Annotated in this window: 14 protein-coding genes and 1 pseudogene; 9 read left to right on the forward strand and 6 right to left on the reverse strand. The window is 35.1% G+C overall.

The window, feature by feature from the left end; genetic code table 11:
• Position 1 precedes the first annotated feature (1 nt).
• Genes QNH69_RS05195 through QNH69_RS05205 form a run of 3 tightly spaced genes read left to right on the forward strand, consistent with a single transcriptional unit; the run spans position 2 to position 3,615 of the window.
• Positions 2-901, forward strand: a complete 900-nt coding sequence (locus QNH69_RS05195) for an RluA family pseudouridine synthase (RefSeq protein WP_282929508.1) — start codon at positions 2-4, stop codon at positions 899-901.
• Position 902: 1 nt separating this feature from the next.
• Entirely contained in the window at positions 903-2,432 is a 1,530-nt protein-coding gene (locus tag QNH69_RS05200; protein WP_282929509.1) for a YifB family Mg chelatase-like AAA ATPase, read from the forward strand.
• A gap of 1 nt (position 2,433) precedes the next feature.
• The gene (locus QNH69_RS05205; protein ID WP_282929510.1) at positions 2,434-3,615 is read left to right on the forward strand and encodes a GspE/PulE family protein; all 1,182 of its coding nucleotides are present in this window, start codon (positions 2,434-2,436) and stop codon (positions 3,613-3,615) included.
• A gap of 54 nt (positions 3,616-3,669) precedes the next feature.
• Here QNH69_RS05205 and QNH69_RS05210 read toward each other — a convergent pair whose 3' ends face one another.
• Complete coding sequence (locus QNH69_RS05210; protein ID WP_282929511.1) at positions 3,670-4,440, reverse strand: type III pantothenate kinase; 771 nt, start codon at positions 4,438-4,440, stop codon at positions 3,670-3,672.
• Position 4,441: 1 nt separating this feature from the next.
• Positions 4,442-5,191: pseudogene (locus tag QNH69_RS05215) on the reverse strand (ECF transporter S component); the annotation flags it as partial.
• 223 nt (positions 5,192-5,414) lie between these two features.
• On the opposite strand from QNH69_RS05215, the gene QNH69_RS05220 reads away from it, so the two are divergent.
• Genes QNH69_RS05220 through QNH69_RS05240 form a run of 5 tightly spaced genes read left to right on the forward strand, consistent with a single transcriptional unit; the run spans position 5,415 to position 13,094 of the window.
• Positions 5,415-6,113 (forward strand): isoprenyl transferase, encoded by a 699-nt coding sequence (locus QNH69_RS05220; protein WP_282929513.1) that lies wholly within the window; start codon positions 5,415-5,417, stop codon positions 6,111-6,113.
• Positions 6,110-6,886 carry a phosphatidate cytidylyltransferase gene (locus tag QNH69_RS05225; RefSeq protein WP_282929514.1) on the forward strand — a complete coding sequence of 259 codons (777 nt, stop codon included), beginning with the start codon at positions 6,110-6,112 and terminating at the stop codon, positions 6,884-6,886. Before QNH69_RS05220 ends, QNH69_RS05225 begins: the two co-directional genes overlap by 4 nt.
• 9 nt (positions 6,887-6,895) lie before the next feature.
• The gene (locus tag QNH69_RS05230) at positions 6,896-7,909 is read left to right on the forward strand and encodes a M50 family metallopeptidase (RefSeq protein ID WP_282929515.1); all 1,014 of its coding nucleotides are present in this window, start codon (positions 6,896-6,898) and stop codon (positions 7,907-7,909) included.
• 9 nt (positions 7,910-7,918) lie between these two features.
• On the forward strand, positions 7,919-8,980 hold the full coding sequence (gene ispG, locus QNH69_RS05235; protein ID WP_282929516.1) for a flavodoxin-dependent (E)-4-hydroxy-3-methylbut-2-enyl-diphosphate synthase: 1,062 nt from the start codon (positions 7,919-7,921) through the stop codon (positions 8,978-8,980).
• Positions 8,970-13,094: a PolC-type DNA polymerase III gene (locus tag QNH69_RS05240; protein ID WP_282929517.1), complete on the forward strand. Its 4,125-nt coding sequence runs from the start codon at positions 8,970-8,972 to the stop codon at positions 13,092-13,094. The genes ispG and QNH69_RS05240 overlap by 11 nt, the downstream gene beginning before the upstream one ends.
• Positions 13,095-13,221: 127 nt before the next feature.
• Here the strand turns inward: QNH69_RS05240 and QNH69_RS05245 are convergent, their stop codons facing one another.
• The 4 genes from QNH69_RS05245 to QNH69_RS05260 form a co-directional block, all read right to left on the reverse strand.
• A complete protein-coding gene (locus QNH69_RS05245; RefSeq protein ID WP_282929518.1) occupies positions 13,222-13,533 on the reverse strand; it encodes a hypothetical protein in 312 nt (103 codons plus the stop codon).
• 45 nt (positions 13,534-13,578) lie between these two features.
• Positions 13,579-15,033 (reverse strand): carbon starvation CstA family protein, encoded by a 1,455-nt coding sequence (locus QNH69_RS05250; RefSeq protein ID WP_282929519.1) that lies wholly within the window; start codon positions 15,031-15,033, stop codon positions 13,579-13,581.
• Between the two features lie 308 nt (positions 15,034-15,341).
• On the reverse strand, positions 15,342-15,653 hold the full coding sequence (locus tag QNH69_RS05255) for a hypothetical protein (RefSeq protein ID WP_282929520.1): 312 nt from the start codon (positions 15,651-15,653) through the stop codon (positions 15,342-15,344).
• 59 nt (positions 15,654-15,712) lie between these two features.
• Positions 15,713-17,170 carry a carbon starvation CstA family protein gene (locus tag QNH69_RS05260; protein ID WP_282929521.1) on the reverse strand — a complete coding sequence of 486 codons (1,458 nt, stop codon included), beginning with the start codon at positions 17,168-17,170 and terminating at the stop codon, positions 15,713-15,715.
• Between the two features lie 215 nt (positions 17,171-17,385).
• Here QNH69_RS05260 and rimP point away from each other — a divergent pair, with 215 nt between their 5' ends.
• Positions 17,386-17,838, forward strand: a complete 453-nt coding sequence (gene rimP / locus QNH69_RS05265) for a ribosome maturation factor RimP (protein ID WP_282930191.1) — start codon at positions 17,386-17,388, stop codon at positions 17,836-17,838.
• The last annotated feature ends 3 nt before the right edge of the window (positions 17,839-17,841 follow it).

Genomic DNA, 17,841 nt, shown 5'->3' on the forward strand with positions numbered 1-17,841 from the left:
TATGATACTAGAAGCATTTGAAAATATCCGAGTTGATAAATACATCTCCGACGAATTTGAAGAAATTCCAAGAGAGAAAATCAAAGAATTTATCAAGGATAAAAAAATAAAAGTAAATAATAAAAATATCAAACCATCTTACAAATTAGAAATTGGTGATGAGATTGAAATAGACGATGAGCTTTTTGAAGTCCCAGAAATCTTAGCAGAGCCAATGGATTTAAAGATTGTCTATGAGAACGAAGACTACGCCATAATTGATAAGGATGAAAATGTTATAGTCCACCCGGCAGGATCTATAATCACAGGCACTTTGGTAAATGGTTTGCTCTATAAGTACGGCTATGATGGCCTATCTCACATTGGAGGAGATGATAGGCCAGGGATTGTTCATAGGCTCGATAAGGATACAACAGGGCTTATGGTAATTGCCAAAAACAATGAAACTTACAAGTATTTGAAGGGACTTTTTGAAACAAGGCAAGTCTACAAGGAATATCTGGCTATTGTCTTTGGAAATTTTGATCAAAAATCTGGTCGCATAGAAAATTATATGGACAGGGATAAGAGCAACCCTAGGAAGATGGCTGTATGTCCAAGTGGGAGAAAGGCAATTAGTGAATATGAGGTCATAAAAGAAGTGGAGGGGTATTCACTAGTTAAAATCCACATATTAACTGGTCGCACCCACCAAATTCGTGTACATATGACCCATATCAACCACCCCTTGCTAGGAGATCCGGTTTATGGCAATGTCAAGCACAAGTTTAACCTCGACCACCAACTCTTGCATTGCACAAGGCTTGGCTTTAAAGACCAAAATGGTGAATATGTGACCTTTACTGCACCTGTCCATGCCAAATTTCAAAAATATCAAGATGTCTTAGGACTTGGAGATTAATATGTATTCAAAAACTATAACTTGTTCCCTCTTGGGACTTAATGGAAAAGCAATAGAAGTAGAAAGTGATATAACAACGGGTTTGCCAAACTTTCTAATAGTTGGCTTGCCGGACTCATCAATCAAAGAATCCAAGGAGAGGGTGAGGGTAGCAATACTAAACTCAGGCTATAATTTCCCACCTGGTAGGATAACAGTAAACTTATCTCCAGCTGATCTAAAAAAAGAAGGAACTCAACTTGACTTACCAATAGCAATCTCCCTTTTATCCTCAATGGGAGTCATTACATATCTTTATGACGATTATGTATTCTTGGGAGAATTGTCCCTTGCAGGCAAAATTGTTCCTATAAGAGGTGCTCTAGCCATGATTATTTCTATGCGTGAGCTGGGATACAAAAAATTTATAATAGCAGAAGAAAATAAGGACGAATGTGCTATTATAAACGATGTGGATATTTTGCCTTTTGATAATCTAAACGATATAGTAAGCTTTTTAAATAAGGAAAAGGAAGTAAAGCCCTACCAATTAGATTTACATAAAATAGATAACCAAGTGACTTATGACCTAGATTTTTCTGACATAAAGGGTCAAGAGAGTCTAAAACGTGCCTTGCAAATAGCAGCTGCAGGTGGTCACAATGTACTAATGATTGGCCCACCAGGATCTGGAAAAACTTTCTCTGCCAAGCACCTTCCAACCATTCTGCCGGATATGAATTTTGATGAAAAGGTAGAAGTAACCAAGATATATTCTATAATGGGACTTTTGGATAAGGGTCAGTTGGTAAATGAAAGACCATTTAGGTCACCCCACCATAGCGCAAGTGAGGTAGCACTTATTGGTGGAGGGCACTCTATACCAAAACCAGGAGAAATATCCTTGGCTCATAGGGGAGTTTTGTTCTTGGATGAATTCCCAGAATTTAACAAAAAGACCATAGAAGCCTTGAGGGAACCCCTTGAAAATCGTGAGATTAATATTTCAAGAGCTCAAGCTTCCCTAAAATACCCATCGGATTTCATATTAATTGCAGCTATGAACCCATGTCCATGTGGTAACTACGGCAATCCTCTTAAAGAGTGTACTTGCACACAAAATGAAATACGTAGGTACCTAAACAAGATCTCTGCACCTATTTTGGATAGAATCGATATTCACATAGAGATTGCTCCGGTTAAATATGAGGACTTGAAAGATAAGTCTCCATCAAAATCATCAGCAGAGCTTAAGGCAGAAGTTGCCAAGGCAAGAGTAATCCAAGATGAGCGCTACAAAAATGAAAAAATAAGATCAAATTCTGAACTTTCTACCAATCAGATGAAAAAATATATCAAACTTAATCCAGAAGTAGAGAAAGTTGCTCAACTTGCCTTTAATAAATACAATTTTTCAGTAAGAAGCTTCAACAAAATCTTGAAAATGGCAAGGACTATAGCTGACCTTGATGGAAGCTTAGAAATAGAACAAAAACACGTCCTAGAAGCAGTGAGATATAGGGCACTTGATGATAAATATTGGACGGTATAAAATGCTTGATCAAAGAGAAATAAATTCGAATATAGATAAATTTGTATATGACCTCCTAGACTATGCCATATATCACAAGGCAAGTGATATACACATAGAAGGTGAGGAAACATACGCCAGGATAAGGCTTAGAATAGATGGGAAACTTAGTGAAATCTTGCATATAAATAGAGATAATTATGAAAAACTAGTTTCAAAAATAAAACTTTTATCAAAAATGGATATAAGCGAGCACAGGAGACCCCAAGATGAGAGCCTAAAACTTCCTGGCTTTGAAAATGTTGATTTTAGAGTGTCTAGTATCGGCACTATTAATGGAGAAAAGCTTGTAATCCGTATACTTTCGACAAGTGAATATGAGAAAAAAGCTAACTTGCTTGGTTTTTCAGACAACTCCAAAGAAATTTTGTATGAAGCCATGAAAAATAAATCTGGCATGATTATATTCTCTGGACCAACAGGTTCTGGAAAGTCTACTTCCTTGTATTCTTTGCTAAATAGCCTAAATTCTGAAAGAGATAATATAATTACAGTCGAAGATCCTGTGGAATACAATATTGAGGGAATCAATCAAATAAATATCAACGAAAAAATCGACTTTTCCTTTGCCAAGGCCCTAAGGTCCATACTAAGGCAAGATCCGGATATAATCATGGTGGGAGAAATCAGAGACTATGAAACAGCTCAAATTGCAATAAGAGCAGCAATAACAGGGCATTTGGTCCTCACAACTCTCCATACCAATAACGCTTTATCCTCAATAATAAGGCTAAAAGATTTGGGCATAGAAAATTATCTGCTGTCATCAGCTATAAATGCAGTAGCCAGCCAAAGACTAGTAAGAAAACTTTGTGATTGCAAAATAGAAGATAAGATGACCGATAGTGAATACGAGCTAGCAAAGAGATTTGTCGATATTGATAGAGACGCAAGCATTTATAGACCAAATGGATGCCCACATTGTAACGACGGTTACAAGGGCAGAGAAGCATGTGAAGAAGTATTTGTAATAGACGATAAATTCAGGGACCTAATCAGAAATGGAAAGATTGACCTAGTAAGTCTAAATAAATACGCCAAAGAAAATAAGTTCAAATCCATGATAGCTAATGGTTTAGACAAGGTAATGGACGGTACAACTAGCTTAGAAGAGATAATTTCTGTAATGTATGACCAGATATAAATTATTAGAATAGCAATCCCCTCAGACATATATAAGCTGAGGGGGTTGTTTCTATTATTTTTCTTTGTTAATTTCAAACACTTTGCCTAGTCCTATAAGTCCTAGTGATGGTATTTGTTTTGACGAATCATTTGCCAAAAAGTTTGCATATTTGCCTGTAATAATTATTTCAGGTTTTTCATTTTTTAATTTGCGTTCATCAATTATATTCTCTATAATCCCCCAGCAAGCATTTTGATAGGCGTGGAAAATCCCGCTTTGGATTGATTTTGTTGTATTGTTTCCAAGAATTTTATTTGGTCTTAGAATTTCTACTTGGGGAAGTTTGGCGCTTTCTTGGTGTAGAGCTTTTTCAAAAAGGTCAATTCCAGGGAGAATCACTCCACCTAAGAATTCTTTTTTGTCATTTATATAATCAATAGTTGTGATAGTTGAAGCTGATATAATTATGATGTTTTTATCATAGAAATCACTCGCTCCAACAGCTCTGATTATTCTATCTGTGCCGACTTCTTTTGGATTCTCACATTTTATATTTATTCCTGTCTTTACTCCAGGAGAAATTATTATTGGATTTTTATTAGTAATTTTTTGTGAAATTTTGCTATAGCTTTCTAATAATTCTGGAACAACTGTAGAAATTATTACATGATCAATATCAGAAAATTTTATTTCCTTATCCATTAGCATTAGCTTTAGGATGAGGTAAATCTCATCTATCGATTTATTTTTGTCAGTTGTTATTTCAAAATTACCTATTAGCTTTTTATTTTCAAATATTCCTACATTTGTAATTTTGTTTTCTATGTCAATTGCAAGTAACATTTTACCTTCTCGTATTCTTTACAGCTTTTACTACTGATGTTGCTAGTATGACAGAAAGTATTGCTTCTGGAATTCCTGATGTGATTGATACTCCAAGGATTGTAGATTTGGCACTTTCTAGTGGAATATTTACTGCTTTTACGTATTTTTCAGCATAGATTACATATATGCCGCCTAGGACAAGTATGGTATTAGTCATTGATCCGACAAAGGCACCTATGGCTACTGGAAAGTCTAAGGTTGGTGTTTTTTGTGAATAGATTAATAGACCAATTGTAATTAAAAGTAGAATTACAACCAATACTATGTTTAGTTTTGATGCACCAGTTTTGATGTTTCTATAGAGTAGAAAAACAAGTCCTAGTAAGATTAGTGTCCACAATACTTTTGTTAGTACTTTTAATGTTTTTTCATCTTTGCCTTTAAGAGCATTGTAAGCATAGTAAGAAGTAATGCCTATAAGTATCCTTGGGACTATTGATATAAGTGGGTTGTAGAATACAAAAGATACCGGATTAGGTCTAATGATAGCATTGGCTAGGGATGATATACCAAATATCAAACCTACCAGTGCGCCTACTAGTGGTCCTTCTACAATGGCTGCAATGATTACTGGAATATGCATGGTTGTAGCATTTATTAGGCCAAGTGGTATTAGCCCTAGTGGTGTAAGGGAAAGTACTACTGTTATAGCACCGAGAATGGCAGCTGTAACAAGTTTTTTGCTCGTTAGTTTTTCTTTTTTCATTTTTACCTCCTGATACGGTTCATATTGATACCGTTCTTTCTTTGTTCACTAACTTAGCTTTTATTTTGCTAGGATCAGTTAAGTATCCTGCCTTTAAATAAGCTATATAAATTATAGCATAAAAAAACAGATAGTAAAGTTATTAGTTATAAATCTAACGAGTAATATTTAAGTGTCTTATCTTTAAAAACGGTATAATACTTCTAGACTTTATGAAGAGGGAACTATGGAAGATATAAAAACACCAAGTCACGTTGCTATAATACTTGATGGGAACGGACGTTGGGCTCAAAAAAGAAATATGCCAAGGACTTTTGGCCACAAAAATGGAGCAGAAAATGTAGTCGATATAGCTATCCACGCCAAAAAACGTGGAGTAAAATATTTGACCCTATATGCATTTTCTACCGAAAATTGGAAAAGACCAAAAAAAGAAGTTGACTATTTGATGAAACTTCTTATTAAGTTTGTAAATGATAAAATTGATCAGCTTATGGAAGAAGATTGTAAGTTGAACTTTTTGGGAGATTTGTCCGCTATTCCTGACCAAACTAGAAAGGCAGTCGAATTGGCACTTGATAGAACAAAGGATAATAAATCTCTGTTTATAAATATTGCTTTAAACTACGGTGGTAGGAACGAGCTAGTCCATGCTTTTAAAAGTATTATTAGCCAAGGATACAAGGCAGAAGATATAGATGAAAAGCTCATTTCTGAAAATTTATATACTAAAGATATACCAGACCCAGATTTATTGATTAGACCTGGTGGTGAGCTTAGAATATCAAATTTTTTGATTTATCAAATTGCCTATAGCGAGCTATATTTTACTGATAAGCTATGGCCAGATTTTTCTTATGAGGACTTTGATAAGGCTATAGAAGAATATTCTAGACGTAACCGCCGATTTGGAGATGTCAAATGAATTTGCTAAAGAGAACTTATGGTGGAGCTATAATCCTACTTGTGATATTTGCCATAACATATTTGGGCCACTTATCACTAAGTATTGGATTTACAATATTTTCCCTTATAGCTATAAGGGAGATTACGGAAGCTTTTGCCAATATTAATATAAAACTTCCAAAAACTTTATTATATATTTGTGATTTAGCCATAATGGGGGCTGCATACTGGCAAGATAAAGATGCCTTCATTCTAGCAATTATTTTTTCTGTCATAGCACTACTAATTTATATGATTTTTAAGGAAGATGTGTCTTTTTATACAATTAGTATTGGGATTTTTATCCTTATGTATATCCCTACTTTGATGGGAACTATTATTAGAATCAGGGACATAAATTATATTTGGCCTTTATATATCACAGCCTGGGGATCTGATACCTTTGCTTACCTAGTAGGTTCTACTATAGGTAGGAGTAAGATCAAATCAATAGCTCACATTAGTCCCAAAAAGACTATCGAAGGATGTATAGGTGGTATAATTGGAGCTTTGGTTTTAAATTTGATTTACCATAAATATTATTTAGTTGGTATTAACACATCTTATGTTATAATTTTTTCAGTATTTGGAGCTATCTTATCCCAAATTGGGGATTTGGTGGCAAGTTTTATTAAGAGAAAAACGGGAATAAAAGATTTTGGCAATATAATCCCAGGCCATGGGGGAATTGTAGATAGATTTGATTCTATGATATTTATTGCCCCAATCCTTTATCTTTTTTCCATCATGTAAGGAGAGTAAATGGGAACAATTATTATAGCCATTGTCATGTTCTTACTTCTGGTAACAATCCACGAGTTTGGACATTTTATAGTGGCAAAATTATCCGGCATAAAAGTAAATGAATTTGCCGTAGGTATGGGACCAGAGATAGTCTCAAATCAGAAGGGAGAAACAAAGTATTCTCTAAGGCTTCTACCAATTGGTGGATATTGCGCTATGGAAGGGGAAGACGACGAGTCAAATGATCCAAGAAGTTACGACAACGCACCTGCTTACAAGAGGTTTTTGACAATTCTCGCAGGGCCTCTTATGAATCTGATACTTGCAGTTATTGTGTTTACCATAGTTGCCTTTAACAGTGGAACTGCTACAAATTCTGTTGGTGGCTTTACTGACGATTCAAAGGCAAAAGAAGCTGGAATTATCTTGGATGATGAGATTTTGAGTGTTGGAGATAGGGAAATTAACGATTTTACTGATATTTCAAAGAATCTTACAAGTTTCTATGAGACTAATCCAAAAGATAAGCCAGTGACTGTTAAGGTTAGAAGAGATAATGAAGAGAAGTCCTTTGATATCATCCCATCATTTCAAGATGATATGGCCTATATTGGTGTAACTGCCAAGATGCGCGATGTGGGATTTTTGGAAGCTATTGGACTGGGTTTTAAAGAAACAGGTCGAAATATTAAACTTATTTTTACTGTTTTGGGCAATCTATTTACGGGCAAACTTTCCTTTGGAGCCCTAAGTGGACCAGTTGGCGTAGTAAAGGAAATTGGCAATCAAGCTCAAAATGGAGTGATGAATGTCCTATACTTCTTGTCATACATCAGCGTAAACCTTGCAGTTTTCAATTTGATTCCATTTCCAGCCCTTGATGGATCAAAAATATTTACCAATCTCTATGAGATGATTACAAAAAAAAGGGTCAACAAGAAAATAGAAGAAAAGGTGACTATTGCAGGATTCATAATACTCTTATCCTTGATATTAATAGTCACAATAAAAGATATATTTACACTTTTTTAAGGAGATGTAATGAGAAAAAATACTAGAAAAATTTATGTGGGAGAAGTTGCAATTGGAGGTGACTCTCCTATTTCTATCCAATCAATGACAACAGAAAAGACTAGCGACATAGATGCTGTAGTAAGGCAAATCAACGCCCTAGAAGAGGCAGGCTGTGACATATCTAGATCAGCTGTAAATGATATGGATGATGCAAAAGCAATCCCTGAGATTAAGAAGAGAACCAATCTGCCTTTTGTGGCAGACATACAATTTGACTACGAGCTAGCCCTTGCTGCTGTAGAAAATGACTGTGACTGCCTAAGATACAATCCAGGTAATATTGGTAGTGAGGATAAGGTTCGTGAGATTGTCGAAGCTTGCAAGAAAAAAGATATTCCTATAAGAATTGGCGTAAACTCTGGCTCTATTTCCAGAGAAATTGTGGATAAATTTGGAGGAGTTAATGCTGATTCTCTTGTGGCAAGCGCCATGTCAGAGATAAAAATCCTAGAAGATATGGATTTTTATAATATGAAAATATCTGTCAAATCTTCTGATGTTAATACCATGATTGATGCCTATAGGAAGCTATCAGACCTTGTTGACTATCCACTTCACCTTGGTGTAACTGAGGCTGGTCCTTTGTACCAAGCCCTCGTCAAATCATCAATCGGCATAGGATCTTTGCTTAAAGATGGGATAGGAGACACTATCAGAGTTTCTATAACTGGAGATCCTGTAGAAGAAGTAAAGGCCGCAAAGACAATTCTAAAGGCACTAAACCTACGCCGCGATGGCCTTGACATTGTTTCATGCCCAACTTGTTCAAGAACAACAGTAGATTTGGAAAAGATTGTCGCAGAAGTAGAGGAAAAATCAGCAGGAATAGGAGTAAATGCCAAGGTTGCAATCATGGGATGTCCTGTAAATGGACCTGGCGAATCTAAGGAAGCTGACTATGGGATTTCTGCAGCAAATGGCATGGGATTCCTATTTAAAGATGGAAAGACAATCAAAAAGGTAAAAGAAGAAGAAATAGTGGATACACTTTTGGAAGTTTTAAAAGAAAGCCATCTAAATGAAAATTGATTTAAGTAAGTTCGTAGAAATCAAAGAAAATGAATATACTATAACAAATGCCATATATTTTAAAGAAAATAATGAGCTAAAATTAACCATAGAATCGAACCTCGATCACCTTGATGAAAAGATAAGGTCATCCTTAGACGAGTATTTTTCTTATGTGACACTCACAATTGAATTTATAAAATTATCTCCAGCTGTGGAAGAAGATTCTGCTGGCAATGATATTACAGAAACTATTAACGAAGTAGAGGTCATAGAAGATCAGGACTTAGAAAGTGAAGTTCCTGAGACTCTAGTAGAGAATGAAGAGGATAGTGAGAGTGATTCTTGTGATGATATCCTAAAGAAAAAGGAAGAAGAGCTTAAGGCTCGCATAAGCCATGCTATTGATAACAGCAAGAAAGAGGAAAAAAAGCAAGAAGAGCCAGTTGACGGTTTAAATTTTGGTAGGAAGATTAGGGAAGATGTGATTCCTATTTCAGAAATTTATTCCAAAAAAGGCCTAAGAGTTTCCCTTATAGGAACTGTCTACAGCCTAGATGTCTTCCAAACAAAAAACAATTACTTTATATATACCTTTGACTTAGAAGATGAAAGTGATGCCATAGCTTGCAAAATATTTGCATCTGAAAAGACTAATCCTAAGCTTGCTGATCTTAAAAACGGCATAGCAATTCAAGTAGAGGGAGTACTAAATTACGATGACTACGCCCACGATGAGGTTTTTACAGCCAATTCAGTAATTCCTGCTACAATTTCCAAAAAAATAGACACTGCTATAGACAAACGCATTGAGCTAGAAGTTCACAGCAAGATGACAAACTTAGATGGCTTTGTGGACAATGCTGATATTGTAAGAGTTTTAAATGATTGGAATTGGGATGCAATTGGCATCACAGACACAGCTACCCTTCAAGGCTTGCCTGATCTTTACGAAGCTATAAGTAAAACTGGCAAAAAGATGCTACCAGGCGCTGAGCTTTTGCTAGTAGAAGATGAGCTAAGAATACTTACTAATCTATCTGAAAACCCTGTTCCTAAAATTAAGGATATAAAGGACCAGGAATTTGTAGTCTTTGACTTGGAAACTACAGGGCTTTCTAGATTTGCTGATAAAATCACAGAAATTGGCGCTGTAAGAGTAGTTAATGGTGAGATTACAGAAATCTTTAATGAGTTAGTAAATCCAGAAAAGCTCATTCCAGACAAGGTCATAGAGTTAACAGGAATTACCAATGAAATGGTTATGGATAAGGATAAAATTGATGAGGTTTTACCAAGATTTCTAGATTTTGCAGGAGATGCCATATTAGTTGGACAAAACTCTGACTTTGATATTGGCTTTGTAAGGGAAAATGCAAGAAATCTAGGCTATGACTTTTCTCCGATTTACATGGATACCCTACCTATGGCTCGTGCCTTATTTGACGATATGGGTAGGTTTTCTCTTGATAAAATAGCTAGAAAGTTAAATATACCAGCCTTTAACCACCATAGGGCGAGTGACGATGCTAGAGCAACTGCTCAAATTTTCATAAAAATGTTTGATATGATAATGGAACAAGACGTTGATTTATCTAATATCAATAAGCTTACCACACATTATCCAAAGGCGAAGTTTGAAACATTTTCTGCCATAGTATTTGCCAAAGACCAAGTTGGTCTTAAAAATCTATACAAGCTAATTTCAAAATCAAGGATGGAAAATTTTGCCAACGAGGGCAAAACTCCTATTTCCCTGCTCAAGCAATACAAGGAAGGTTTGCTTGTGGGAAGCGGTGGCCATGGAGGACTACTATTTAACTATCTTTTAAATGGATATCCACAAAGTAAGGTTGATAGTGCCCTAGAACTTTTCGATTTCCTCCAAGTAGAACCTCTTGAAATTTTTGCGGATGAAGTTAACAATGGCAAGATAAGAAGTTTTGACCAAGTAAAAGAGATTAATACAAGGATAATAAACCTTGCCAAAGAAAATGATAAGCTAGCTGTTGCAACAGGCGGAGTGAGATATCTTAAACCAAGCGATTATATCTTGAGAAATATCCTCCACAAGGGCCAATATTTCAGATACCACGAGAATAGACCACTTTATTATCTAAGGACTACGAAGGAGATGCTGGATGGATTTTCTTACCTAGATAGGAATTTGGCCGAAGAGCTTGTAATCAAAAATCCAAAGCTCGTTGCAGAACAAATCGAAGATATAAGACCGATTCCTCCTGGAACTTTCCCACCAAAAATTGAAGGATCTGATGAAAAACTCAGAGATGCTTGTTTTACAAAAGCTAAGTCAATATATGGAGACCCTTTGCCACAGATTGTGGAAGATAGACTAAATCGTGAGCTAAATTCCATAATTTCAAATGGCTATGCAGTTTTATATATCATAGCCAAGGAGCTTGTAGGAAAGTCAAACAGAGATGGATACCTTGTAGGATCAAGAGGATCAGTAGGATCATCATTTGCAGCTACAATGGCAGATATAACAGAAGTAAACCCCCTTTCCCCTCATTATGTATGTCCAAAGTGTAAGCATAGCGAATTTTTTGAAGAAGATAGGCTAGGGGCAGGTATTGACTATCCAGATAAGGATTGTCCAATCTGTGGAAGTCCTATGAATAAAGATGGTCACAACATACCATTTGAAGTTTTCCTAGGCTTTGAGGGAGACAAGGAACCAGATATAGACCTAAATTTTGCGGGAGAATACCAACCTACAATCCACAAATATACCGAAGAACTTTTTGGTGAGGGCAAGGTATTTCGTGCTGGAACCATAGGTGCTATCCAAGATAACACGGCTTTTGGTTACATCAAAAAATACAGCGAAGAGTACAATGAAACATTCACCAATGCCCAGATTAGAAAACTTCAAAGGGGTCTTAAGGATGTTAAGAGGACCACAGGTCAGCACCCGGGTGGACTGATAGTTGTGCCAAATGACATAGAAATATTTGACATAACCCCAATCCAATATCCAGCAGATGATCCAAAAGATGACATCAAGACAACCCACTTTACCTACAATATGATGCATGAAACTTTGCTAAAACTTGACTTGCTTGGCCATGATGTTCCATCTATCATCCGTGCCCTCCAAGATCTGACAGGAACTGATCCCCTTAAGATAAAAATGGGCGATCCAGAAGTTATGAAGATATTCTCAAATACTGAGCCGCTTAATATCAAGCACGACTTTTCCAATAACGAGATAGGTACTCTTGGGATACCAGAATTTGGAACTAACTTTGTGCGAGGCATGTTAAAAGAAACATTTCCAACCAAGTTTTCTGAAATGACTAGGATATCAGGCCTATCCCACGGAACAGACGTATGGAACAACAATGCTCGTGACATAATTGCAGCAAAAACTGCTGGATTTGATGAGATTATATCAACTCGTGATGATATCATGAACTCACTAATTCAAAAAGGACTTGATAAGAAAAAGTCTTTCCAAATCATGGAAATTGTAAGAAAGGGAAGGTCACTTTCAGAAGAACAATTGGCCTATATGAGAGAAAATGGAGTTCCAGAATGGTATATAGAATCTTGCCTAAAGATAAAATACCTATTCCCGAAGGCTCACGCTGTAGCATATTGCTTGATGAGTTATCGTATAGCCTACTACAAGGTTTATTATCCAAGAGCCTTTTATGCCACATATTTTAATACCAAAGTCAATGATTTTGTCTACTCAATTATCATTAATGGTCTAGAATCTATACAAATGGCTCTTAAATCCTACCAAGAAAGATATGATCTCACGGCTCGCGATGAGAACATAAGAAAAGTTTTGGAAGTAGCTGAAGAGATGTATGCCAGGGATATTATGATTGATAAGGCCGATTTATATAAATCTGAAGCAACAAAGTTTATCCTAAGTGAAAAAGAAGGCTACATATTGCCACCACTTAGCTCAGTAGACAATGTTTCAGAGGCTATGGCCATAGATATAGTAAATGAACGTGAAAAAGGCGAATTTATATCAGTTGAAGATTTAAATTCTAGGACTTCCATAAACAAAAACGCCATGGATTCACTAAAGAATTTTGGAATCATAGATAATATGGGCGAAGAAAATCAAATAAGTCTATTTGATGGAATGTTCTAATGTCTAAAAAAAGATAGAATCATAATAATTGTAAGATGCTATATGAATATGTCTAAAAGCATCATGGAATAGTAAAAACATAATAACAAAATGCCCTACATTGGATTTCCAATAGTTAGGGCATTTTTTATGAGTTAAGTGGACTAAATTCTGTTTTTGTAAAAAATGATTTTTTATTTCTAAAACCAAAAACTGAAATAACTACTTGTGGGCAATTAATCAAAAGTGCTTCTAATCTAGGGTCATAGTAGGTTGTGACTAAATCAGATTCTTCTTTTTTGTAATTTTCTTCATTGCCGCCTTTAGTAGAAATGTTTAGCTTTATGGTAGAGATAGAACAGCAACCAATGGATGATTCTATATCTTCTCTGATAAATATCTTATCTATATTTTTTCTTTTTATATAGTCCTGTGCTTTTTTATTATATACAAATTTCATTATATAAGTCCTTTTAAAAATAGGGGGCAAAGCCCCCTAAAATTATTATTGCAATGTAATAGCCCTAATTCTGTCTTTGTTTTTCTTTGATTTATTTACTACAAAGTATGTGTAAGCTATTGCAATTACCGCACCAATTATAAGTGCTAGATTGTAGTTCATACCAAAACCTACTGCTGGATCGTATAGGATAAATGAAAATACTATAAATGTATAGAATATTCCAGGAATTAGAGCTATACGATAGTTTTTGCCGCTGTTTAGTAAGAAACTTGTTGCCATTGCTAGAGCAAATAGTGCTACTAATTGGTTTGTAAATCCGAAGTATCTCCAAAGCATATTAAAGCCATTTGGATTTGATTTTGCCCAGTAAAGTAAGAATATTGCAGGAACAAATAATACTGCGGCAACTCCAATTCTCTTTGCTGGTACTTTTTGATCTATATTTAATTCTTCAGCTACAATAAGTCTAAGTGATCTAAACGCTGTATCTCCAGATGTAATTGGAAGTGCTATTACACCTATAATAGCTAATAAACCACCGACTTTTCCCATGAAAAATCTTGAGATTTCACCAACCATAAGGGTTGCACGTGTATCCATTGGAACAATTCCTTGTGATAATAAAACTATAGCACCAGCAGCCCAGATCATAGCTATAAAGCCTTCTGCAATCATTGTTGAGTAGAATGTTGCTCTGTTTTCTCTTTCAGAAGCTACTGTTCTTGAAACAAGGGTTACTTGAGACCCGTGGAAACCAGAAAGTATACCACAAGCTACAGTTATGAAAAATGATGGGATGAATTTTTGTCCTGTTGGGTGATCAGCAAGTAGGCCAGCTCCTTGGAAAGATAAGTGTCCAGCACCTTTAGTAAGAACACCAATTAAAACTCCTATAGCAGATACAATTAAAAATGCACCAAATAATGGATAAACTCTACCGATTAGTTGGTCAATTGGTAATACTGTTGAAAGTATGTAATATAAGAAAATAATTGCATAGATTACCCATATTGCGTTTGAACCCTCGGCAACACTCATAAGGTCATTAGCAATCAAATCTCCAGGTGTGTAAACAAATACAGTTCCTGTAAGAAGCAATAGTACTGCGATAACTATATTATAAAATTTACGAGTACCATTTCCTAAATATTTACCAACTAGTTTTGGAACTTGAGCTCCTCCATTTCTCATAGAAATACTACCTACAAGAAAATCGTGTACTGCTCCAGCAAATACGCATCCAAGAGGGATAGCTATAAATGCTATTGGTCCAAATAATATGCCTTGTATTGGTCCTAAGATTGGGCCAGTACCAGCTATGTTTAGTAAGTTTATTAGCCAGTTTTTCCATTTTGGCATAGCAACAAAATCGATGCCGTCAGCCTTGCTAACAGCTGGGGTTTCTCTATCATCTATACCTAGTTGATTTTCTACGTATTTTGAGTAGAAAAATCCACCAACTAGAAGGATGACTAAACCTATTAAAAATAACGCCATATAATACCTCCTAATTATGTATTAATTATAATGACTATTAAATTATAAACATTAAATAAAAAAATTGCAAGTTTTTTAGCAAAGTAGAATAATAAGCAAGTTTAATTTACTATGATGTATATAGTATTGACAAATGTCATACTAGAATAATTACAAGTATAACTTTAAAATTATTGAGTTATTAATAATAAGGGTGAAGAAATAAGTCTATTTGATGGGATAGATGAAGTTAGTCAATAAAAAAGATGGAGCTATTACAAATAATAGATTATATCTATCTACTATTATGCAACAGCTCCACTATAAAATTAGTCAAGTTTAACTGACGAAAATTCTGTTTGAGAAACTAATGTTTTCATATTACCAATGCCAACAGCTGTTATTATTATTTCTGGTGAACTTTTTAAAAACTGGTTTATAGCTGGGTGATAATTTGTATTTATCCCATCAAAATAATCCTTGATATATTCCTTGTCATCTTTTACATGACTTTTAATATCAATTCTTACACCTCGGATGCCACAACATCTGCTGCCAGTTAGGACTGGTTTTATATATACATTTTCAATTTTTTTATCTTTGATTAATTCTTTTGCACTATCTGTATATACAACTTTCATATTATCCTCCTTTTATATTTTAAACAAAAAGAGGCCACTAGGGCCTCTAAATTATTAAATTACTCAAGGATTATATGAGCTATTCTATCTTTATTTTTCTTACTTGCATGAAGTGTACCGTAGCCATAAGCTGCTGTTAGTACTAAACCAATGATTAGTGCTATAGGATAGCTTACTCCAAATCCTACCTTTGGATCGTATAGGATAAATGATGATACTATAAATGTATAGAATAGGCCAGGTATAAATACGATTAAGTAATTTTTGCCCTTGTTCATCAAGTAGCTTGTTGCAGCTGCTAGAGCGAAAATACCAACTAATTGGTTCATAAAACCGAAGTATCTCCAAATCATGTTAAAGCCATTTGCGTCTGATTTAGCCCATACTAGTAGTAAAATTGCTGGTATGAATAGAAGAACAGAAAGTCCTAATCTCTTTCCTGCTGCTTTTTGATCTAAGTTAAGTTCTTCAGCAACGATTAATCTAAGTGATCTAAATGCTGTATCGCCTGTTGTTATAGGAAGTGCTATAACACCGATAACTGCGATTACACCACCAACTTTGCCCATGAAGTATCTAGAAACTTCACCTACCATTAATGTAGCTGGTGTATCAAGTGCTGTATTTTGTGAGAATAGTACCATTGCACCTGCTGCCCAAATCATAGCTATGAAACCTTCACAAATCATTCCTGAGTAGAATACTTGTCTGTTTTCTCTTTCGCTACCAATTGTTCTTGAAATAAGAGTTGATTGAGTAGCATGGAAGCCGGAGAGTATACCGCAGGCTACCGTTACAAAGAATGCAGGGATGAATTTTTGTCCTGTTGGGTGTTCATATAGTAAGCCGCTTTGGTTTGGCATACTTAGGTGTTGTAAGTTACCATTCATAAATAGACCTATAAATATACCAACTGCTGATATAATAAGGAATGCACCAAAGATTGGATAGATTCTTCCTATTAATTGGTCAATAGGTAGTACTGTAGATAGTAGGTAATAAAGGAATATTATAGCATAGATAATAAATACTTGGTTAGAAGCTGGGTCAATATTTAAGATATCGTTTGCAATTAAGTCGCCAGGTGTGTAAACAAATACAGCTCCTACTAGAAGTAAAAGCACTCCCATTACTATGTTATAAATTTTACGAATATTATTTCCTATGTACTTACCAATTACTCTTGGCATTTGAGCTCCACCATTTCTCATTGAAATAGTACCCATTACGAAGTCGTGAGTTGCTCCTGCAAGCACGCAACCGATTGGGATAGCTAGAAATGCAATTGGTCCAAATAAAATACCTTGGATAGGTCCTAAGATTGGGCCGGTTCCAGCGATATTTAACAAGTTAACAAGCCAGTTTTTCCATCTAGGCATTACAACGAAATCGATACCATCAGCTTTTTTTATTGCTGGTGTTGGATTATCACCAATTTCAAGTTGTTTTTCAACATAACCTGAATATAGGTAACCGCCTCCAAATAGTATAATAAGTCCTACAAAAAATAATAGCATATAAACCTCCTTAGTCTCTATTATTTTCACCTTAATTATAAATCCTTTCACAAAAAAAAGCAATAGGAAAATGTTTTATTTGAGTGTTTAAAAGATCTCTTTTTAATGATAATAAAAATTGAATAAATGAATGAAAAGAGTATAGTTATTTTTAGTAAAAGGGTGGGAGGATTTCCGCTCTTTTGTATTGTATGGAGCAAAGGATGGATAATAAGATGGATTTAATAACAACACTTAAACAAACCTTTGAAGAAGATATTGAAAATCTGGGATATGAACTGGTAGACATTGACTTTAGAACTACTAAAGAAGGCAGGATGCTTACCTTTTATATCTATGATGAAGATGGAATAGCAGTAGATGATTGTGAGAAAGTTAGTAATTTCTTGGACGAAAAGCTTGATGAACTTGACCTAATAAAGGGTCAGTATTATCTGGAGGTTTCAAGCCAAGACTTATCTAGACCTTTGAAAACTGACAGAGATCTGATTAGAAATTACCAGGAACTTTTGAAAGTTAAGTTAAAAACAGGAGACTTCTTCCTTGGACATATTGAAGAAATAAATGAAGATGACCTTGTTTTTAGAGTGGAGAAAGATAAAAAAGAAGAGAAAGTTTCAGTAAATAGAGAGGATATTAAAAAAATCAATATAGAGATTGTATTTTAAGGG

Source organism: Anaerococcus sp. Marseille-Q7828 (genome assembly GCF_949769285.1).
Classification (GTDB): Bacteria; Bacillota; Clostridia; order Tissierellales; family Peptoniphilaceae; genus Anaerococcus.